This is a genomic window from Bacillus sp. FSL R10-2201, from assembly GCF_038008665.1.
In the GTDB taxonomy this organism is placed as follows: domain Bacteria; phylum Bacillota; class Bacilli; order Bacillales; family Bacillaceae_G; genus Bacillus_A; species Bacillus_A mycoides.
The window spans coordinates 2,839,822-2,860,516 of record NZ_JBBOZP010000001.1 but is presented as its reverse complement, the minus strand read 5'-3'; the positions used below and the strand labels follow the sequence as shown (position 1 = coordinate 2,860,516).

24 protein-coding genes and 1 pseudogene are annotated in these 20,695 nt (G+C 33.7%); 17 read left to right on the top strand and 8 right to left on the bottom strand.

The features are described from left to right. Positions 1-43: 43 nt before the first annotated feature. The 3 genes from NSQ69_RS14815 to NSQ69_RS14805 are packed head-to-tail and all read right to left on the bottom strand — an operon-like array spanning position 44 to position 3,214. The gene (locus tag NSQ69_RS14815; RefSeq protein ID WP_002127939.1) at positions 44-1,150 is read right to left on the bottom strand and encodes a DUF4018 domain-containing protein; all 1,107 of its coding nucleotides are present in this window, start codon (positions 1,148-1,150) and stop codon (positions 44-46) included. After that, on the bottom strand, positions 1,125-2,288 hold the full coding sequence (locus NSQ69_RS14810; protein ID WP_002168123.1) for a DUF58 domain-containing protein: 1,164 nt from the start codon (positions 2,286-2,288) through the stop codon (positions 1,125-1,127). The genes NSQ69_RS14815 and NSQ69_RS14810 overlap by 26 nt, the downstream gene beginning before the upstream one ends. Beyond that, positions 2,285-3,214, bottom strand: coding sequence for an AAA family ATPase (locus NSQ69_RS14805; RefSeq protein ID WP_002127937.1), 930 nt, complete (start codon positions 3,212-3,214; stop codon positions 2,285-2,287). The genes NSQ69_RS14810 and NSQ69_RS14805 overlap by 4 nt, the downstream gene beginning before the upstream one ends. A 204-nt stretch (positions 3,215-3,418) precedes the next feature. Between NSQ69_RS14805 and NSQ69_RS14800 the strand changes: the two genes are divergently transcribed. Further along, positions 3,419-3,736, top strand: coding sequence for a PadR family transcriptional regulator (locus NSQ69_RS14800; RefSeq protein ID WP_000991891.1), 318 nt, complete (start codon positions 3,419-3,421; stop codon positions 3,734-3,736). A gap of 7 nt (positions 3,737-3,743) precedes the next feature. Continuing rightward, positions 3,744-4,280: a DUF2812 domain-containing protein gene (locus tag NSQ69_RS14795; RefSeq protein ID WP_016120425.1), complete on the top strand. Its 537-nt coding sequence runs from the start codon at positions 3,744-3,746 to the stop codon at positions 4,278-4,280. A gap of 109 nt (positions 4,281-4,389) precedes the next feature. Here NSQ69_RS14795 and NSQ69_RS14790 read toward each other — a convergent pair whose 3' ends face one another. After that, the gene (locus tag NSQ69_RS14790) at positions 4,390-4,686 is read right to left on the bottom strand and encodes a hypothetical protein (protein WP_002127933.1); all 297 of its coding nucleotides are present in this window, start codon (positions 4,684-4,686) and stop codon (positions 4,390-4,392) included. A 191-nt stretch (positions 4,687-4,877) separates the two neighbouring features. Between NSQ69_RS14790 and NSQ69_RS14785 the strand changes: the two genes are divergently transcribed. Further along, positions 4,878-5,987, top strand: a complete 1,110-nt coding sequence (locus tag NSQ69_RS14785; RefSeq protein WP_341099436.1) for a lactonase family protein — start codon at positions 4,878-4,880, stop codon at positions 5,985-5,987. A 166-nt stretch (positions 5,988-6,153) separates the two neighbouring features. Here NSQ69_RS14785 and NSQ69_RS14780 read toward each other — a convergent pair whose 3' ends face one another. Continuing rightward, complete coding sequence (locus tag NSQ69_RS14780) at positions 6,154-6,402, bottom strand: hypothetical protein (RefSeq protein ID WP_002013535.1); 249 nt, start codon at positions 6,400-6,402, stop codon at positions 6,154-6,156. Between the two features lie 282 nt (positions 6,403-6,684). Here NSQ69_RS14780 and NSQ69_RS14775 point away from each other — a divergent pair, with 282 nt between their 5' ends. From NSQ69_RS14775 to NSQ69_RS14755, 5 genes and pseudogenes are all read left to right on the top strand, one after another. Next, complete coding sequence (locus tag NSQ69_RS14775) at positions 6,685-7,068, top strand: VOC family protein (RefSeq protein ID WP_002013534.1); 384 nt, start codon at positions 6,685-6,687, stop codon at positions 7,066-7,068. A 15-nt stretch (positions 7,069-7,083) separates the two neighbouring features. Continuing rightward, positions 7,084-7,626, top strand: coding sequence for a GNAT family N-acetyltransferase (locus NSQ69_RS14770; protein WP_003190206.1), 543 nt, complete (start codon positions 7,084-7,086; stop codon positions 7,624-7,626). Then, complete coding sequence (locus NSQ69_RS14765; protein WP_078203515.1) at positions 7,626-8,210, top strand: kinase; 585 nt, start codon at positions 7,626-7,628, stop codon at positions 8,208-8,210. Before NSQ69_RS14770 ends, NSQ69_RS14765 begins: the two co-directional genes overlap by 1 nt. Further along, positions 8,197-8,460 (top strand): annotated as a pseudogene (locus NSQ69_RS14760) (DUF3887 domain-containing protein); the annotation flags it as partial. The gene NSQ69_RS14765 and the pseudogene NSQ69_RS14760, both read left to right, overlap by 14 nt. A 110-nt stretch (positions 8,461-8,570) precedes the next feature. Next, positions 8,571-8,882 (top strand): hypothetical protein, encoded by a 312-nt coding sequence (locus tag NSQ69_RS14755; protein ID WP_002127923.1) that lies wholly within the window; start codon positions 8,571-8,573, stop codon positions 8,880-8,882. A gap of 41 nt (positions 8,883-8,923) precedes the next feature. On the opposite strand, the gene NSQ69_RS14750 is transcribed toward NSQ69_RS14755, so the two are convergent. Continuing rightward, a complete protein-coding gene (locus NSQ69_RS14750; RefSeq protein WP_000974615.1) occupies positions 8,924-9,139 on the bottom strand; it encodes a helix-turn-helix domain-containing protein in 216 nt (71 codons plus the stop codon). Positions 9,140-9,149: 10 nt separating this feature from the next. Continuing rightward, positions 9,150-9,632 carry a DUF2975 domain-containing protein gene (locus NSQ69_RS14745; RefSeq protein ID WP_002127922.1) on the bottom strand — a complete coding sequence of 161 codons (483 nt, stop codon included), beginning with the start codon at positions 9,630-9,632 and terminating at the stop codon, positions 9,150-9,152. A gap of 354 nt (positions 9,633-9,986) precedes the next feature. On the opposite strand from NSQ69_RS14745, the gene NSQ69_RS14740 reads away from it, so the two are divergent. The 9 genes from NSQ69_RS14740 (at position 9,987) to NSQ69_RS14700 (ending at position 18,994) form a co-directional block, all read left to right on the top strand. Beyond that, entirely contained in the window at positions 9,987-10,775 is a 789-nt protein-coding gene (locus NSQ69_RS14740; protein ID WP_002127921.1) for a DeoR/GlpR family DNA-binding transcription regulator, read from the top strand. Between the two features lie 161 nt (positions 10,776-10,936). Then, on the top strand, positions 10,937-11,803 hold the full coding sequence (locus tag NSQ69_RS14735; RefSeq protein ID WP_002165547.1) for a carbohydrate ABC transporter permease: 867 nt from the start codon (positions 10,937-10,939) through the stop codon (positions 11,801-11,803). Positions 11,804-11,813: 10 nt separating this feature from the next. Further along, the gene (locus NSQ69_RS14730; protein WP_002110514.1) at positions 11,814-12,632 is read left to right on the top strand and encodes a carbohydrate ABC transporter permease; all 819 of its coding nucleotides are present in this window, start codon (positions 11,814-11,816) and stop codon (positions 12,630-12,632) included. Between the two features lie 25 nt (positions 12,633-12,657). After that, positions 12,658-14,019: an extracellular solute-binding protein gene (locus tag NSQ69_RS14725; protein ID WP_016127178.1), complete on the top strand. Its 1,362-nt coding sequence runs from the start codon at positions 12,658-12,660 to the stop codon at positions 14,017-14,019. Positions 14,020-14,098: 79 nt separating this feature from the next. Next, on the top strand, positions 14,099-15,526 hold the full coding sequence (locus tag NSQ69_RS14720) for a CehA/McbA family metallohydrolase (protein WP_341099434.1): 1,428 nt from the start codon (positions 14,099-14,101) through the stop codon (positions 15,524-15,526). After that, complete coding sequence (locus NSQ69_RS14715) at positions 15,519-16,226, top strand: HAD family hydrolase (RefSeq protein ID WP_341099432.1); 708 nt, start codon at positions 15,519-15,521, stop codon at positions 16,224-16,226. Before NSQ69_RS14720 ends, NSQ69_RS14715 begins: the two co-directional genes overlap by 8 nt. Before the next feature lie 61 nt (positions 16,227-16,287). Continuing rightward, entirely contained in the window at positions 16,288-17,388 is a 1,101-nt protein-coding gene (locus NSQ69_RS14710; RefSeq protein ID WP_341099431.1) for an ABC transporter ATP-binding protein, read from the top strand. Positions 17,389-17,783: 395 nt separating this feature from the next. Further along, positions 17,784-17,951: a hypothetical protein gene (locus NSQ69_RS14705; RefSeq protein WP_033708081.1), complete on the top strand. Its 168-nt coding sequence runs from the start codon at positions 17,784-17,786 to the stop codon at positions 17,949-17,951. 443 nt (positions 17,952-18,394) lie between these two features. Next, a complete protein-coding gene (locus NSQ69_RS14700; protein ID WP_002127913.1) occupies positions 18,395-18,994 on the top strand; it encodes an undecaprenyl-diphosphatase in 600 nt (199 codons plus the stop codon). Positions 18,995-19,689: 695 nt separating this feature from the next. Here NSQ69_RS14700 and NSQ69_RS14695 read toward each other — a convergent pair. Further along, the gene (locus NSQ69_RS14695) at positions 19,690-20,280 is read right to left on the bottom strand and encodes a hypothetical protein (RefSeq protein ID WP_002065987.1); all 591 of its coding nucleotides are present in this window, start codon (positions 20,278-20,280) and stop codon (positions 19,690-19,692) included. Positions 20,281-20,695: the final 415 nt, after the last annotated feature.

The following is a 20,695-nucleotide window of genomic DNA, read 5'->3' as shown; positions in this document are numbered from 1 at the left end:
ACACAAAAAGACTCCTAGTTTAATAGGAGTCTTTTTGTATACATCATTTTCTCTTCTTCAAACTCTTCTGATACGCATAAAGCTTATAAACCTCTTCCTTAAATTCATGCAGAAGTACAGTGTTTTCACCATTTGAATAACGCACTGCATTATACGCGTCTATAATAATATGACTCTGAATATTTACCTCTTCTTCATCATTAATTCTCTCTAGCCAAGCTTCAACAGTTTCTCCTCGTTCTCGGTTTAAAGGAGGAGATAGCTTACTCTCGAGTTTGAAAATTTCTTTTCGAATTTCGTTATGTGGTGGTTTATTTCGTTTGAAGCGTTTTTGGCTAATGCCTTCTTTATCAGTAATGATTGTAGATTCAAAGACAGGCATATTTGGTAAACTTAAATGTTTTCGTTTTTTTACTATTTTCCAAACGACGTAAATAGCGATGGCTGTACAGGCTATTATTGTAATGCTATTTATGAGAGTTGGATCAAAAGGACGCTGCCCCAATTCTTCTTTAATTTGAGGATCTTTTAAATTTCCTTTATTCGACCAAAAGTCGTCTGTATCTTTTAATGCAGCTGCCGAGAACAATGGATTTAAAGCATAACCAAATCCTAAGGCAACTACTTGTATGATATAAGAAAAAAGAAGCCGAATATAAGGAAATACCGGAATAAGTAAAGCGCTAATTATTCCAATCGTAATAATAGAAGTGAAACGTAATAGCTGTTGATTACGATTGGAACCTGTTAACCAAAATGTAATCATAATGTGTAAAGTTAATAGTAACAATTTCCACAATGGCGGAAAGGGGGCATAAAATATAGCTGAAACGACAAACCATACAATACCGCCTAACGATTTTTGTACTGGATATCCCGGTCCAACAGAGTGTACGATAAAGAAAAACAGTGGTAATAATATTGTGCCTAAAATAGAGAAAGGTAGAAATAAAGAACAACCGATTATTTGAATAACTAACAGTAGTACAAAACCTGTCGTTTTTTTCTTCATAAATTTATGAATAAGAAATACTCCTACATAACCGGTCACTAAAAATATAGCAATACCAATGAGCTCATCTCTTTCCGTTAATAATGAAAGAAGGAGGAGCAGAATAAAGTCATTAACGTGATAGAGCCAAGTTTTCAAGCTTTTCCACCATCCCTTCATTATTAATGAGGAACGTAGGTTGAGATAGAAGAGGGAGCTCCTTTTTCTGCAAACCAATGTATATCATTGTAGATGAGCGTTCCCTTTTTCTCGTTACATAGTGAAGAAATCCTTGTTTCGGAAGTAGCGTACTATCATCTGAAATACGTGCTAATTCTTCTAACGCTTTGGCGTAATGTGTTTGTCCTTCGTTTAATGGTAAAAGCAAAGGGCCACCTTCTGCTAAAACGCTAATAAATAACTCAAACGGAATTTGATGCTTCGTTGCGAATTGACAAATGTACGTTGTAAATGAAATAAGGTCTTCTACATTTTCTTTCCAACCAAACCCACGATCAGCAGCTAAAGAAAGACAAATCGTCCAACTATAATTTTTTACAGGTTCATATTGCTTCGCTTGTAACGCCTGCATTTTAGCAGATGCTTTCCAATGAATAGAGCGGAAAGATTCACGTTCATATCGTTTAACACCGATAATGGATGTTTCATCATTGTAAAAAGAGAAATTCGTTCGATACGAACCTGTTAATAGTTGCTGAAGTTCTTGTAAACCGGCTACCTCTTTAGGAGAAGGGTACACAATAATTTCAGTCTTTAACTTATCGAAAACAGGTAAATGTACAGTTAAAAGATGAAAAGGATCTTTTAAAACACATTCGAACTGTTCAATTTGAAACACACCACGCTTCGTTGCGGTTAATGTTAAATCCCATTTTTGTGCTGAATGAGCAGGTTGTGAAAATGGGAAAGAAAATAACGTTTTCGATATTTGTTCAATCCCTTGATCCTTATGCGGTATAAGAGATGAATTTAAATGAAAATAACAAACGCCGTTAACGAGTGGTATATTTGCACCATTTTTTAAATGAATAAAAAACTGTCCAGATTCATCAGGGAAAAGCCGAGTTGTTTGTTTTTCATTTATAACTTGAAATCTTTTCTCTATGTAAGCGACATATTTATAAATGAAAATCGCAAATAAATAGTAGAAGAAAAAGAGAAACATAATAATTCGTTGCGGCAGAAAAAACGTAAATAGTATAGCGCCTGGCACAGTTAATTGAATAATATGGAGTTGAAAAAATAAAGGTACAGTTACAACGCGCTGTCCATTCATGCTTGTTCAATCTCCACAGGTACGTCAACTTCTTTTAAAATCCTTTGCGTGATTTCATTTTTTGTCGTGCGTAAGGCACCTTCCATTGATAAGACGATACGGTGATTCCAAACAGAAGGAACTAAAAATTGTATATCTTCAGGTGTGCAATATTCTCTGCCGCGTAAAAAGGCTAGTGCTTGAACGGCACGTACTAAAGCTAATGTAGCACGCGGGCTTACACCGTTAGCAATGTAATCATGATTTCTTGTAGCGTGAGCAAGCTTAATAATGTAATGTTCTAACGGTTCTGATACGAAAATTTCTTTCACTTGTTTCTGTGCTTCTAAAATGTCTTCTAAAGAAATGACAGATGTGACGCTTTCTAACGGTGCATTGTTACGAAAACGGCGCATCATTTTTAATTCATCTTCAGGAGACGGATAACCAATTGAAATCGTCATTAAAAAGCGATCAAGTTGTGCATCTGGAAGAGGGAAAGTTCCTTGTGATTCAATCGGGTTTTGCGTCGCAATAACAAAGAACGGTTTCGGAAGAGGAGTAGACTGCTTTTCAAGCGTTACTTGTCGTTCTTCCATCGCTTCTAACAAACTAGATTGTGTTCTCGGCATCGCGCGGTTAATTTCATCTGCGAGTAGTATATTTGTCATAACTGGTCCAAGTCTTAATTCGAATTCACTAGTTTTTGGATTGAAATATTCAATACCTGTTACATCACTCGGAAGTACATCAGGGGTAAATTGAACGCGAGAAAAATTACCACCAATGCTTTTAGAAATTGTTTTTGCTAGTAATGTTTTTCCAGTACCAGGTACGTCTTCAAGCAGTACATGTCCATCAGCAAGCAGTGAAACGAGGAGTAAATCAATTACATTTTCCTTACCGACAAAAACAGATCCTATGTTTTCTTTCAATTTATTTATCATATGTATCATTCCTTTCAAAATAAAAGCGGATATTTCTATATTTTAACAAATTATTCAGAAAATTGATATGATTTTTTAATTCAAAGAAATGGATATTTAATTTTAATATTACACTTGCATATTTTGGAATATGATTATACAATATCGTTATACGATGTATCGTGAGTCGATATATCATGAAGCGATGTATCGGAGGTAGTTATAATGAATGCGAAAGCGCAAAAATACATTCCATTAACTGAGGCGACATATTACATATTGTTGTCACTTGTAAAGCCAATGCATGGTTATGGAATTATGCAAATGGTAGAAGAGATGACAAATGGGGAAGTAAAGCTCGGTCCTGGTACTTTATATGGGAATACTACGAAGTTATTAAAAGAGAAATTGATTGTTGAAGTTGCCTCTACAGACAGAAAGAAGTGCTATGAGTTAACACCGTTTGGGAGAGAAGTGTTAGAGCTAGAGTATAACAGGTTACAGAGATCTGTAAGAAATGGAAACAGTATATTAGGGGAGTGAATGGAAGATGGAGACAAAGAAGATATTCAAACCTTTCGCGGTATGGAGCGTAGAAAAAGAAGAAGCTTTTTTACGGAATATGCACCAACAAGGCTGGGCATTACAAAAATATAATATAATGTATACATTTAAGAAAACTAAGCCGAAAGATGTAGTATATAAAGCGGATTTCAGATTGGATTATAAAGATTCAAAAGAAAAACAAAAAGAATATATTGATATATATGAAATGTGTGGGTGGAAACATGTAACGAGTTTTGCAAAATGGAATTATTTTTGTAAAGAGGTAGAAGATGATAATGAGTTACCTGACATTTACTCAGAAAAAGAGACGAAGGTACAAAAAATGAAGGAATTACTACAATTTTTTGCATTTATTTCAATAACTATATTACCCTCAATGTATAATGCATTTTTAAGTTCAACAGAATCAAGAGTGCCAATTTGGGCGAAAGTTATGCTGGGGTTTGTGGGTTGTATGTATATGTATCTCTTTATAAGGATCTCTTGGAAAATTAAGAAATTGAAAAACGAAATATTATAATAAAGAGTGGATTTTTAAAGAAGATGATATGATTATCGGAATCATCTTCTTTAATTTTTATGTAATTCTATTTTGTTCGTTCTTTTTTACACAATAAAAAACTATATATTTAAGACATAGAATTAACAGTTACAAAGATAATCCCAGTAACAATACCTAAAAAAATCATAAATGAAGAAGAAACGATTAATAATAATGAACTACCGATTAATACTATTTTATTAGAGTTTTGATGTTTAAAGTGGTAATAAAGTAAAAAGCCGCAAACAGTAGAAATAATCCATATAGCTAGACCGTAAGGAGTCGAGATCTTCTTCCAATCGAAGATCCAAAAGTAAAGTATGATCATGTGGCAAACTAATAGTAGTAATGCGGATGGAATCATTAATCTGTTATTAAATATCATTTATTTCACCTCTCTTATGTAAATATTACCAGAAGAGTATGGAGTTTAAAATATAATATGGAAGTGAATAAGGTTTTCACTTAAAGAAACTACGAGATGAGCAAGAGATATTTCTAAATCAATTTCCATTTGTATGGGAATTTAATTGGAAAAAGAACCATATAAAATTATGAAGGGAGGAGAGTCATAAAATGCAGAGAATGAACAATTATTTTCGTGCTCGTGCGAGTATGGTATACATGATGACTAATAATGAAGTAATGAATCACATTGTTGCTTTTCATATGGATACGAATGGAATGCTCACCTTTGTGGGTTCTTACCGAACTTACGGAAGAGGTACTGGTATAAAGGAAGTTTCTACAGAAACGGCAAACGATGGTATAGATCCTCTAGCATCACAAGGTTCTCTGACTTTTTCCCGTGATGGTCGTTTCCTATTTGCAGTTAACGCAGGCAGTCATAGTATCAGTAGTTTTATCATAGCAGATAACGGGGTGCCGACTTTCGTGGATGTAAAGCCATCAGGAGGTGCTCAGCCCAATAGCATTGGTGTGTATGATAATCTTCTCTATGTCTCCAATGTAGGTAATGCTGCAAACAATTTTGCATCAAATATTACTGGATTTCACATAGATGATAAGGGAAACCTTACACCTATTCCACGATCCACTCATGCTCTCAGTACCTTTAATGCTCAGCCCGCACAAGTTCTCTTCACCCCGGATGGTAGTAAAATTGTTGTCTCCGAGCTTACATCAAACCATCTCAGTGTCTTCCATGTAAATAAAGATGGTACGGTCACAGGACCAATTGTTAATGATTCTTACGGTAAAGGCCCATTGAGTGCTTACTTTCTATCGTCCGGAATTCTCTTAGTTACAGAAGCAGTTTCAAATGCGTTGTCATCTTATTCATTGAGCAATGATGGTACTCTTCATGTAATCAGCGGCTCTGTACAAAACGGATATAAAACTGCCTGTTGGGTTATAACAACGAAGGATGAACGTTTTGCTTACACTACGAACACTTTAAGTGGCACCATCTCCACCTACCAAATCGCCCCCAATGGAGTACTGTCAGTAGTAAGGCATATTACTAGTACACCGCCGGGGACAGCACCGGGTCTTCCGATGGATGTTGGAGTGAGTAAAGATGGACGACATTTTTACACCCTTAATGGAAATCAGGGCACAGTGTCAGTATTTAATATTCAAAGTGATGGTAGTCTAGTAAGGTTGCAGGTTGTTGCTTCATCAAATTTTCCTTACTTTGGGTCGCAAGGCTTAGCTGTTCTTTGATTCTATTGGGCCGCTATATTTGTGTGGAAAAGAAAAATATATGAAGGTGTATGAATAGTAGACATGTAGATGAATTAGGAACCTTTGATTAAACAGCAATTGTCCACCTTGCTTACGTAAAACGGAAAAACCCCCTATAGAAAATTGATAGGGGGTAGGGAAATGTTTAAGAGAAAGACTGATTTTGCGCAGGTTTTATAAATTGTTCTGGGTTTTCAACAAGCCCACATACAGCACATTGGACGCGGTAAGTAGGTCCTTGATAAGCCATATGAAAAGCGTTCATCGTTTCATTCGTGTATTCTTCTTCTACATGACCAGTTTGTGGATTTAATTTTACTGGTTTTACTTGTTGCTCGAGAATATTAAAGCGAGTTCGGTTCGTTTTACAACTTGGACAAAGCATTGGTTCCATATGTATACACCTCCATTTGTAGCATTTCTTAAGCGGTATGATTTTATGCAAGTAAAAAAACTTTCTCAACATAAATAGGTATTTATTATATTTAAAATTCAGAAAAAATAAAATATAATGAATGTAAGAACTGGTTATGTCCAAACCAAATCTCCTGTTTTATGCCAATAAGCTGGGGGGCCGAGAAATCGGCCTCATTTTTTTGTGCTCATCTCAATAAGGTACAAGGTTTTTAAAAACATTTGTCGAATTTTTAGAGGTGAAGGTTAAGGGGGAATAATTATGAACTTAAAAATGAAATACATTATTTTATATGTGGAAAAGTTTGAGCAATGTCTTCAGTTTTATAAAGAAATTTTAAGATTACCAATAAGAGCAGAGCACGGTACATATATTGAATTTGAAACAGGAGCAACAATTTTAGCGATGAATACACGAGAGGATGTTAAGGAGTTAACGGGACTACCTCTTACAGAAGGTGTACTACAATCTTCTCATTTTGAGTTAGGGTTTGTTGTAGAAGATGTAAAGGGAACGATTGAGAAATTAAAAGAACAAGGGGTTAAAGTTCTAGTTGAGCCAATCGTAAAACCGTGGGGACAAACAATTGCTTACATTGCCGATCCAGACGGTAATTATATTGAAATTTGTAGTTCATTAGAATAGAAGGAGAAAAAGAGGATGGGGTTTCCAAAATTAGAGACAGAACGTTTACTATTAAGAGAACTTACACTATTAGATGCAGAAGCGATGTTCCATTATTTTTCAAAAGAATCCGTTATTCGTTATTTCGGAATGGACTCTTTCGAAAATATTGAGCAAGCGAAAACGACTATTCAAACGTTTAGAAAGCGTAATGAAGAGGGAAGTGTATTTCGCTGGGGAATAGAGAAGAAAGGCACGGATCAATTAATTGGTACGTGTGGGTTTCATTTAATTAACAATCATCATAAACGAGCTGAAATTGGTTATGAGCTAGATGATACATATTGGGGACAAGGATACGCAACCGAAGCACTGCAAGCAATGCTAGCTTACGGATTTGAAACGTTGCACTTTATAAGAATTGCAGCTGTCGTATATATAGAAAATGAAGCTTCCCGTAATTTATTAAAAAAAGCCGGATTTCAAGAAGAAGGATTACTTCGAAAATATATGATTCAAAATGATGTTGCTCATGACACGGTCGTTTATTCATTATTAAAAGAAGATTGGAAAAAGTAATGAGCACAAATGAAATAATGAAAGTTATTAAGGAACATAAAGATGAGCGATTTATACTAGGTATAGACGGACTAAGTCGTTCGGGTAAAACAACTTTGGTTAAAGAGTTGGAAGCAGATATGAAGCAAAGTGGAATCCCGTTTCATATTTTTCATATTGACGATCACATTACCGAGCGTAACAAGCGATATAATACTGGATTTGCAGAATGGTATGAGTACTACAACCTTCAATGGGATATAGAGTGGTTGCAGCGAAACTTTTTTTGGAAGTTACAAAGCGATATACAAGTACAATTGCCTTTCTATCATGATGAAACAGACATATGTGAAATGAAAGAAATACAGCTTCCTTTAGTAGGTGTAATAATTGTTGAAGGTGTTTTTCTGCAGCGAAAAGAATGGAGAAATTTCTTTCATTATATGGTGTATTTGGATTGTTCAAGAGAGACAAGGTTTCTTCGCGAGAGTGAGGAAACGCAGAAGAACCTTCCAAAGTTTCAAAGTAGGTATTGGAAAGCTGAGGAGTATTATTTGGAAGCGGAATTGCCGAGGGATAGGGCGGATTTAGTCGTTACAAAATGAAGCTAAGTATAAAGAAGTGCATGAAAAATTTGATAGCAAGATGAAAACTGCATTATCAGAGGAGAAAATGAAAGATCTTACGCCTGTAATTGAAAAAACTGGTACATTCGAAAAGATTGAAAAAAAGTCGATTGAAGAAAAAGATGGTTTATATACAGTTGTTCTTGTAGCGAAATATAGTAAAGAACAACGTACCTTTATCGTAACTTATAATGATAAAGAAGAAATAGCAGGTTTATATATTAAATAAAAAACAGATAAAGTGGAAGTGTCCGCTTTATCTGTTTTTTATTATTTTAACCAAATTATGGTTATTCATGCTAATATGAACTCATAGCTATATAGAAGGGGTGGGTAATTATGAAAACAGAAATAGTTTCCAAAAAGAAGTACAGCATAATAAGCTATATATCTTTACTCATCGGAATTATGTGTTTTTTATTCGTTTTTATAACTCCGACGAGAATAGCGAATGCGGGAAATATAGTTGGAGATTATGTAACGATTACTCTGACAGGGGTAGGTATTATACTTTCAATAATCACAATGACGAAAAAAACAGAGAAGAAGGGGATTGCTATTATTTCATTAGTACTGTCCTCATCATTTTTTATATTTTGGATTATCGCGATTATCTTATTGTTTACTGGTCAAATAAATTTTGCGCCGTAATGAGCAATAAAAAGAGTCCTTCATACAAGAAGGACTCTTTTTTATTCGGTATCTTCAGGTTGATATTCTAAAATATCCCCAGGTTGGCATTCTAATGCTTTACAAATAGCATCTAAAGTTGTAATTCTAATTGCTTTTGCTTTTCCATTTTTTAATATAGAAAGGTTAGCCATTGTAATTCCAACCTTCTCTGAAAGTTCAGTTACGCTCATTTTTCTTTTCGCTAGCATTACATCAATATTAATTATTATTGCCATGTTATTCACCTCAGACCGTTAAATCATTTTCTGATTTTATATCTATCGCATCTTTTAAAAGTCTTTGGAGAACGGCAGCAAAGACTGCGATAACCATTGAAGCAAAGATTAGGAGCATGCCAAGTATAATAATACCTGGTGCATCATCTCTTTCCGCCACAAGATAGAAGAGTGGCATACCTACCACATATAAAATACTGATTGTTACTGCACATTGTTTTATCTTCTTTAAAGCTCTAACAGATAATTTCGAGAAAGCGTTACCCTTATCAATGAAGCTTACAAGTTTAAAAGCTTGATACAGAGCGAAATAAAAAGGTACCACCGTTGCATACAGATTGATTAAAATAAGATATTTTATATATGCAATATCGGGATACAATTCCGCTGCATAATTCCCTATGTTAGGAACTAAAAATATACACAAAGCAAGAACAGGGATTCCAATCAGAATAATAGCTGTCTTTAAAAAGAGTGTTGATCTTTGTTTCATATAAAGCACCTCATTTATTAATTATCTATTTAATCTAACATGAAATTTATCGTTTAACAATAAATTTTTATTTATTATAATCGTGTTTTTATTGTTAAGTAAATTTGAATTTCAGATGAAAATAAAAAGTACTGCTCTTTATAAAAAAGGGTGCCAAACAAATAGACTTCTTGTAATAAAAAAGTATGGTGAATATGGTGATATATACCATTGTTCCTTTGACGAAATATAGTACAGATAATCGTTCCTTCTTTCTGTAAATGATGTTATGTTAAAAGTAACGATTAAGTCGTTCTAATAATAAGAGTTTTTAGAAAAACAATATTTTTCGTAATTTGAAGAGGTGTTAATGAAATGAAATCGTACACGCAATTTGAACGTAGAAAACACATACTAGATGAGTTAGAAAAGTACAACCGAGTTATGGTAAATGATTTAGCGAAGGTACTAAATGTTACAACAGAAACGATACGAAGAGATTTAGATATGTTGCACAAGGAAGGGCAGCTTACGAAAATACATGGTGGTGCAATTAAGAAAAAAGATCAAACACTAGAATTTCATTTTGATAGGCGCCGAGCTGAGAATATTGAAGAAAAACGAAAAATTGCAATGGAAGCAAGTAAACTCGTAGAAGATAATGATATTATCGCAATTGAAATTGGGACAACCACAATGCAAATTTTGGATTACATACACGATAAAAAGAATTTGACGATTTTAACAAACTCGATACCAGCTGTTAATAAAATTATTGAGCTTAAAGAACAATATGATTCCTTTGATTGCAGGTTAATAGTCATTGGAGGAATATTGAATACAAATTCATTAGCATTGTCTGGAGAAATGACGTTAAACTATCTTGACCATTTCACTGTTAATAAGTTATTTGCTTCTTGTGATGGAATTTCTTTAGAAAAAGAACTAACATGTTCGTATATTGAAGATGCACAAATATATAAGCAGTTAAAGAATAATGCAAAACAAGTTGTCATGATGGCTGATGAGTCAAAGTTTAATTTAACAAAGTTCTATAAAAGCGGGAATTTCAGTGACATCGATGCATTATATACAAACGCTAAGCTCGATGAGGCGTGGCACAATGTGTTAACAAGTAATGGGGTAGAAGTAATAACAGTATAGAAAACAAAAAGAAGACTATTTCTTAGTAAGTTGAGAAATAGTCTTCTTTTTGTTTATATGTTGTTTTATTTTGTTTATTTGTTGTTTTTACAATTAGTTAACAAATTAACAACATTGTGTTAATAATATACTCGTACAATATGAATTAGGAGGTGGCAAGAATGCAAATAAAACTATCAAAAGCTGTGTTCTTTTTACTACCAGTTGGAATACCTCTAATATTGTTTTGGATTATTCCGAATTTCATTAGCTTAGGTATTAGTTTTACTGATTGGGATTTTATGACGAATGATTTTAACTTTGTTGGTTTAGAAAACTATTTCAATTTATTTACACAAGATTCTTTTATGCAAGCATTGCTAAATACGTTTTATTTCGGAATTGGAACAGTGATTCCAACGATTGCATTAGGTTTAGGATTCGCATTATTCTTCCGAAAAAAATTTAAAGGTTCTGCATTGTACCAATTAATGATTTTTTCACCTTGGGTAACGCCAACAATAGCTGTATCCATTGTGTGGTCACTTTTATATGAACCTCAATTTGGAGTTATTAATAAAGTTCTAAACTTTTTTGGGATACCAGGTTTGGACTGGCTTCAAAGTAGTCAAACAGCGATGTTAGCAGTCATTATTGTGACAGTTTGGAAATTAGTTGGTTGGACGATGATCTTCTATATTGGCGCATTAGAAAAAGTTCCAGATAGTTTATATGAAGCAGCTAGTATTGATGGAGCAAATTCATGGCAGAAATTTCGATATGTAACACTGCCAATGGTTTCATCAACAACTTTCTTCTTAGTTGTTGTCAATACAATTTCTTCAGTGCAGGCTTACGATCAAATAAAAATTTTAACACAAGGTGGACCTAGTGGTTCGACGCGTACGTTACTTTATTTATTCTTCCAACAAGGGTTTGAACAATTTGATATGGGATCTGCAACAGCAATCGCATTTATCATACTAATCATTACAATACTACTATCTGTTATAAACAAAATAATAGGTGACAAGTGGGTGAACTATTAAGGTGAATAATATGAAAAAAGGTCCATTAATCGTAAAGCATCTCTTTCTAGCGTTATCAAGTATACTATTTATTTTTCCATTCATATGGATGGTGCTTGGTTCGTTTAAAACATCTAGTGAAGTATTACAAGGAGGTTTTTGGCCTAAAGAATTTCACTGGGAAAATTATCAGCAAGTATTAGATATACTTCCATTTAGCACATATTTATTTAATAGTTTCTATACTTCTTTCATCATTACTATATATGTACTTGTTTCGTCAGCGCTTTTTGCTTATATGTTGGCATTTTATAAGTTTAAAGGCAAGAATATTACGTTTAGTGTTGTGATGGCAACCTATATGATCCCTGGAGCTGTATCGTATGTTCCTGTATATGTAATGTTAGGGAAATTTGGTTTGCTTGATTCACATTTTGGATACATGATTTCTATGGCTGTTAGCGTATTCGGTATTTTCTATTTGAAACAAACGTTCCATAAAGTTGGTTTTGAAATAGTAGAAGCAGCCAAAATTGACGGAGCGAGTGATTGGAGAATTCTTTGGAAGATTATTTTTCCAATGACACGATCATCATTTGTAACTCTAGGATTGGTCACATTTATTGGTAACTATAATAATTACATTTGGCCAGCTCTTATTTTGAAAGATAATACACAAAAACTAATTACGAATGGAATTGCTGATTATTTCATTAATAGTTCTTTAGGACGAGATTGGTCACACATTATGGTTGCAAGTACAATCGCAACGGTGCCGCTCTTAATCGTATTTTTAATTCTACAAAAATGGTTCTTATCTGGTGTTACTGATTCAGGAATAAAGGGGTAATTAAATAGTAAAGGAGATATGTGGGATGAAAAAACTATTCATGCTTCTAACAGTTTTAACATTGTTTGTTAGTGCACTTGCGGGTTGTTCAGGTGGAAAAGGAAGTACGGTTAAAGCGAGTAAAGAAGGGGAGAAGGTTGTTGTTCCATTCATTAATGGAGTAGGGGGCTCTCTTGCAGATCGTGTAGATAAGATTGTGGAAGAATACAATAAAAGTCAGGACAAATATGTAGTGAAAACGACAAAAGCGGGTAGCTACGATGAGTCATATCAAAAGCTACAAAGTGGATTTGCAGCGAATAACCAAGAAGCAATTGCATTACTAGGTTCTGATGTCATTCAAGAATATGCTAAAAAACAGTTAATCGTACCTATAGATGAATATGTTAAAAATGATACTAATTTAAAAAAGGAAGATTATGGAAAAGGATTTATAGAGCAAGCAACAATTGACGAGAAGTTATATGGCATTCCGTTTTACGGTACAACGCAAATTTTTTATTACAATAAAAAAGCATTGGCGGAGAATGGCTTTACAAAAGAGGATTTAAAGACGTGGGAAGGTGTAGAAAAGGTAGCAAAAACAGTCGCAAAACGTGGTGAAAACGGAAATGTTTCATATGCTGGCTGGATGCCAATGTGGGGGACGTCAAACTTAATTGATGCAGTTCGCAGTGCTGGCGGTAATGTATTAAGTGAAGATGGTAAAAAAGTATTAATTAACGATGATACTTGGGTTACGGTATGGGAGGAATTCCGCACATGGCTTCATGAAGATAAAATTATGAAAATACATTCAGGTGGTACTGGATGGGAATATTGGGATAAAACAGTAATTGATTTAGTAGAAGGCAGAACATTAGGGTTTACAGGATCATCTGGTGACCAAGGATTTGTTTTCAAATCATTAGGTAAAGGAATGACGGAAGAAGAACGTCTTAACACGTTTGACGCATTGCCACAACCAGCTTGGGGTAATAATAAACCAGCGCCAAAATTAGAAACATATTTATTCACATTAACGAGAAATATTGATCCAGAAGTAGCGAAAGGTGCATATGACTTTATGAAATTTGCGACAAGTACGGAGAAAACGGCTGAATGGTCAATGGCAACAGGCTATATTCCTGTTCGTAACAATGTAACAGAGTACGGTCCATATGCTGAATTTGTTAAAAAACAACCACAAGCATTAGTTCCGTTAGAACAAGCCAACAATAATGGAGTGGGACCATTTGTAGATCCAACGGGCGGAAAAATCAATGACGCTTTAAATGTAGCAAAAGATAAAGTAGAGATTGAAGGGGTTCCAGCAAAGAAAGCATTAGATGAAGCAGCTAAAGTTGCGCAAGAAGAGTTAGATAAAGTTTTGAAAAAGAAGAAGTAAACCTGTTTGTAGTACGAACGTGAGGTGCTTTTGAACGAAGGAAGTGCCTCTAAAATTCACTTGAAAAGGTGTGAGAACTATGATCGAAATAACAAGTACGATAACACTCTCTCCATTCGTAAAAAATAAACACTGTTTCCAAATGGATGAAACTGATATTACAAACTTTACATTAACAATTGATCAAGGGGATAGCCGAAAAATTCCGCTTTTACTAATCTTAAGAGATCCTAACGGTTATGTACGTATACAATATCAAACTCCAATTGTAAATGAAAAACTAGTCGTTTCGAAAGATTCAAAGTTTTGTTCTGCTGGTTGTATTGGAGGAGACATACAGTCAGGTAATTGGGAATTAGAAGTCGTATATATCCCTCATTGTGTAAAGAAAGTAGTGGAATTTACTGGGGAAAAAGTTGACTATACAGTAAATATAGAAGTGAATGATCAGTTGGAGCGAAAGTATAATAGAGAGCATTTTTGTAAGGGCAATGTTTTTATCGATGAAGACCGTTTTAATAAGGTAGTAAATGAAGAACATCGCTGGTACAAAGGGGATTTTCATGAACATACAGATTTAACAGATGGCGAGATAGATGATGAACTTGGAATGGGAGTATGTGAAAAACAAGAATTAGATTTTTTATATGCGACGGAGCACAATATTGTTATGCCATCATATCAAAAAGGAAACACATTAATTATACCATCTATGGAACTTACAACTACTTATGGTCATTACAACATATTTGGTATAAGAGAATTCATTGATTTTACAGAGTATATAGATGAATCATTTAGCGCTGAAAAAATGAATGCACTATTTTCACTCATGAAAGAAAAAGGCTATTTATTGAGTGTGAATCATCCATTTATGAAGCCTTGGGCGAACCAAGTTAATATTAATTTAGAGAATGTTCATACGATGGAAATTATGTGTGATCCAACTTATAAAAAAAGTAAATCATCTACTTTAGAAGCTTTACGTTGTTTCGATCAAATGTGGTCAAATGGTCTTAAAATCTGGGGAATAGGAGGAAGTGACTCTCATTTACATCCGTCTAAAACATTCCCAGGATCAAAAGACCCATCCATTTACGGTGATCCAGGAACATATGTATTATGTAACGGTTTATCAATTAAAAACTTGAAATTTGCGATCAAAAACGGAAGAATTTATTTCTCTCGATTTAGAAAACTAGCGATAGATATTCAAAACGAAGGTGAAACGATTGCTGTCGGCGATGAGGCTAAAGGAAATATTGTTTATAACGTTCAAACAGATAAACCGTGTGAGTGGAGACTACTTATAAATGGAAGAACGATTGAAAAAGAATACGGCAGCGATGCAACTTTTGCATTCTCTTTAAATGAAGGGGCGTACGCTAGAGTTGAGGGATGGGAAGAGGACGAATTAGTAGCGTTTATTAATCCTATTCATAATAAAGTTCAGATTAAAAATATAAAAACATGGAATGAAGTTATAGGGGGAATAAAAGGTGAATAAAGCGATTATTTTTGATAAAGATGGAACATTAATACAGTTAGATTCAGTTTGGTACAAAATTGTGCATCGTGTGTTAGATGATATATTTCAAACGTATCCAAATGAAAAAAGTAAACGAGATGACTACTTAACGATTATTGGTATGAATGATAACGATTTTGAGAGTACGAGTTTACTAGCTTGTCGCACAAATTACTTTATTGCGGCTGCATGGTATTCGTTGCTAGAAAATCAACATGTGAATAAAGAGGGTTTTATTCAAAATGTATGTCTTCTATTCAAAAAGTACTCTACTGCAGATGATCTTGTATTTACAGAAGTGGAAGGTGCAAAGGAAACGTTACGATATTTAAAAGACAATGAATATATTATTGGGGTTGTTACGGCAGACAATGTTGATGCAGCTATTCATTCTCTGAAAATGACTGAGTTATATGATTATGTAGATTTTTTAGGTGCAGATGATGGTGTGAATAGAACAAAACCTGAAAGTGACTTTTATCATATGTTTAAAGAAAAATTTTCACTAACTGAAGAAAATGTGCTTATGGTAGGTGATACATTAACAGACGTTACATTTGCAAGAAATAGTAACATTAAAGTAGTGGGCGTCTTATCGGGTGCGAGCAGGAAGGAAGATTTAGAAGGAAAAGCGGATTATATTTTAAACAGTATGAAGGATATTTCGAAGATTTTATAATTCATGTCATCATAATTTTTAACAATATCTATAAATATAGCTCGAATTCTAGGAGGATATTATGGCTCAACTATCATTCAAAAACATTTACAAAAAATATGATCATGATGTGACAATCGTAAAAGATTTTAACCTAGAAGTAAATGATGGAGAATTTATCGTTTTGGTTGGCCCTTCAGGGTGTGGGAAATCTACAACATTACGTATGATTGCAGGACTTGAGGAGATTTCAGAGGGCGACTTTTATATTGATGGAAAGCGTGTAAATGATGTTACACCGAAAGATAGAGATATTGCAATGGTATTTCAAAACTATGCGCTTTATCCGCATATGAGTGTGTATGAAAACATGGCGTTTGGATTAAAACTACGAAAATATAGTAAAGAAGAAATTGACCAGCGTGTGCAACATGCAGCAAAAATTCTTGGACTTGAGCAGTATTTAAGCCGAAAGCCAAAAGCACTTTCAGGTGGGCAACGTCAGCGTGTTGCCTTAGGCCGAGCGATTGTTCGAAATGCAAAAGTATTTTTAATGGACGAGCCTTTATCAAACTTAGATGCGAAGTTGCGTGTTCAAATGCGTGCTGAGATTACAAAATTACACAAGCAGCTGCAAACGACATCTGTATATGTCACGCATGATCAAATAGAAGCTATGACGATGGCGACGCGCTTAGTTGTACTAAAAGATGGGATTATACAACAAGTCGGTACACCGAAAGAAGTGTATGATAATCCAGAGAATGTATTTGTCGGCGGATTCATTGGCTCTCCTGGAATGAATTTTTTCAAAGGAGTATTAACAGATAATGTAGTTATGATTGATAAGTGGAAAATTGAAGTGCCAGAAGAGAAGATGAAAGGCTTGCGAAATAAGGGCTATACGAATAAAGAAATCATAATAGGAATACGTCCAGAAGAATTTTATTATGGAAAAGAAATCGAGGATTTACCATATAACGCAAAAGTAACGGTATGTATTGATGTAGCAGAATTAATGGGGGCAGAAACATATCTATATTCTAACATTAATGGCCAATCCTTTGTTGCACGTGTGGACACATCTTTAGATGTGCAAAGTCAATCTAATATAGATCTAGGTTTAAACATGGACAAAGTGCATTACTTTGATTCAGAAACTGAGAAACGAATTGTTTTTTAGATAATAATTAATATGATTATACCTTTAGAATTTCTTCAACTACTACAAATAAATGAATAGCAAAAAGCCGATTATCCTTTAGATTACAGGGAATCGGCTTTTTTATATAAAAGATTGCTTAGCGTATATTATCAAGACCTAAATCCAAAAAACACTTAAAATATCACGCTCCTAACATATTGTATATGACTAATATGTTAGGAGCGTTTATTTTGGTAATGAGTTTTGAAACTGAATTTGAATAGTATTTTTCTCAATCTGGATAAAAATAAGGAAAGTACCATAAACGGTCGTTTTGGGTACTTTCCTTAATTCTTTGTAGGTTTAAATTAAAGCTCGATCAAAAACATGTATTAGAAACATATAATTTTTCTTATTTAATTAACAGCGGATAGGTGTCTGCAAATAAATTATATCAATCAGAAGTTGTCTACAAAGAAATATGTGATTCTAAAATTGTTGCGGAACTAGCCGTTGCATACCGAAAGACGAATATAAACCCAGAGTTACAAGAGTTTTTGAAAATAGCGAAAGGCAAGGCGATGAACACATTTACAAAATGACGAGAAAATGACAAAACTGTAAGAATGCACGAATGTATGTAAGAAAGTTCGATGTTTTCCTTTTTCTTTTTTTATTATAGTGAAAAAGAAGAAAGAAGAAGGAGATGTCATACTCATGGTGATGCCTATTTTTATGAAAGTAAAAAAAGCGTGGGAGGGGAAGGAAGATGACGTTTTCTCAGCTCGCGTTTAAAAACGTTAGTCGAAATATACGTACGTATGCCGCTTATTTTCTAAGTGAAAACGTCATGTTAGAGGAAGAAACAGTACATTCACATAGTTAAGAAGTAGTTAAGTCCCATTTAAACCTTTTTTCCCATAATAAAATTATAAGCGTACAAGAAGGTTGGTATTTTTAGATGAGTACAATAATCAAAACTATTCGTGTAATGAAGGTATATGGCAATGAGTTAAACACCTTACTATAAAGGAGGGATTTGAAAATGTCTTTTTCTCAATTCAATATTGATATTTTTCGAGCAATTAATGATTTAGGTAAACAATATTCATTCCTAAACTCAGCCATGGTATTTTTGGCAGAATATATGGTATATATTTTTGGTTTAATTATTATAGCTTATTGGTTTACCGGGTCCAGAAAAAGTAGGATGATGGTTATTCAAGCGATGGTTGCTTTTGTGATTGCTGAGGTGATTGGAAAAATAGCAGGGAAATTTCATTTGAATTATCAACCGTTTGCAGTATTGCCTGATGTTAATAAACTTGTCGACCATGCTGTAGATAATTCATTTCCTAGTGACCATACGATTCTCTTTTTTTCGATTTGTTTTTCGTTTTTGCTTGTTCGTAAAAAGACTGGATGGTTATGGATTATACTTGCATTTTGTGTAGCAATCTCTCGTATTTGGGTAGGGGTTCATTATCCTTTTGATGTTGTAATAGGGGCTTTAATAGGATGTGTTTCAGCGTTATTTTCGTATTGGTTAGTACCGGAATTTTCTTTTATCAAGCAATTGCTTACTCTATATGAAAGAGTAGAGAAACATGTTTTACCATCCAAAAACAAATCAAAGGGATTTTGAGTATACAAGTATAAAAGTTAGCGTGAAAGATACAGATGCTGACGACCTATATATGGAATGTATTCATGTTGCAGCTATTGCTGAACAAATTAAAGAGCAACAACGAATGAAGAAGGATTCTTAATTTTGTGTGTTTGTGGATGTGATAAGCGCCCAGGTTTTAGGCAGTGTTGCGGTTCTCTTTCGTTGCAAAGTAAACGTCAAGTAACTCCAAAATATACAATACAAGTTGATTTTGGAGTTATTTTTTGTTTGCTTCACTTTTTTTCGGCACTCTACAGCTAGATGGTATTACTGACACGTACAAGTTATCAACAATCTTTATGTTGAAAGAATCTTAGCGTACGAAAATCGCTTTTTGTTGGCAGTGCCCTGTCACAATCAAGCTGAGAAAAACAAATAATCCAAAACGAGAAAATTCTTAAGTTGATGGATGTGTGATGCTACTCCTATGTTAAGGTTCGAGTCATTTGAAACAGCACCCTCTATATTGAGTGGTGTTAAAGCGACGTATATGATAAAAAAGATGTATCGCTTGTAAAAAAAATGCATCACCTTGAATGAGCTAATACGACAAGAATCCGTTTCGGGCCTAATTAGGGAATGCAGTACAGATCAGTATATAGTATACAAGCATTCCCTTTCTATAAATACGGTATGTTTTTAATATAATTAAAAGAAAATTTTTGTGTTCTTTAATATGATGTCACATAATACCAGTTTTTTTCTATTTTTGTGATTTCTTTATATTCATTATTAAAGTCGTATTTGTTTGGTCTAGTATCATTTGGTGTATAAATAAATCCTGAAAAATTATCTAATATACCACGATAAGTAAAAAAGAAAACAGAAATACCATTTTTATTTTGTTGAATAATTACATCCCCACCGTTTTTGGAAGTGGATGCAAACTGTTTAGGTAAATGAATTTGTCTACTATCATAATGAACATTAGGAGTTAACTCTTTATGTTCTATAAGTGCTATAACTTTTTCACGGTCTTCTTTATAGATAATAAAATCTAAATTTATATAAATCTCATTAAATGGTATACATATCCAAGTAATTATTATGATTAATTGAATAATTAACGGTTTCCAGTTTTTGTATTTGATAAGATGTATGATTGTGAAAATTAATATTAAGAAAAACAATCCATGAACTATTATTGAAAGAAATGGCATAACAAATGGGGTAAGGAATTCAACTAAATACCATTTGAAAAAATGATAAAGTATGAGAGCGAGACCGCTTATTAATGTAATTTTGGTTAAATTCTTATTCAAATTTTGAATCTCCTTTCTATACTAAAAACATATGATTTTAGTATGAATATAAAATGTGTTTTTCATAAATTTCCCTTAGTTTCATTTTATTAACTTTGTTTGATTAATATTTTGAATATATCATAGATTTGAAATTAAATAAACGGACATTAAATTTTTACATTTTATATAGAATAAAAGTGAGGGAAGTTTTCAAAATAGACTAGTTTTTTATTTGAAATGTAATTTGATTAGTTTCATGAAATAGATCCAGTTCCGGTAAAATCAATTGCAACAAGTGAACATTACGAAACTAAGAGGAGCATATCAAAGTCGGTGACACTGACTTATGGGACAGTTCACTTCTGATTGTGGAAACGGGGCAGTACAGAAGTGGAAAAATTCTGTGTTTCTTTTTAATTAATATATTTATTGG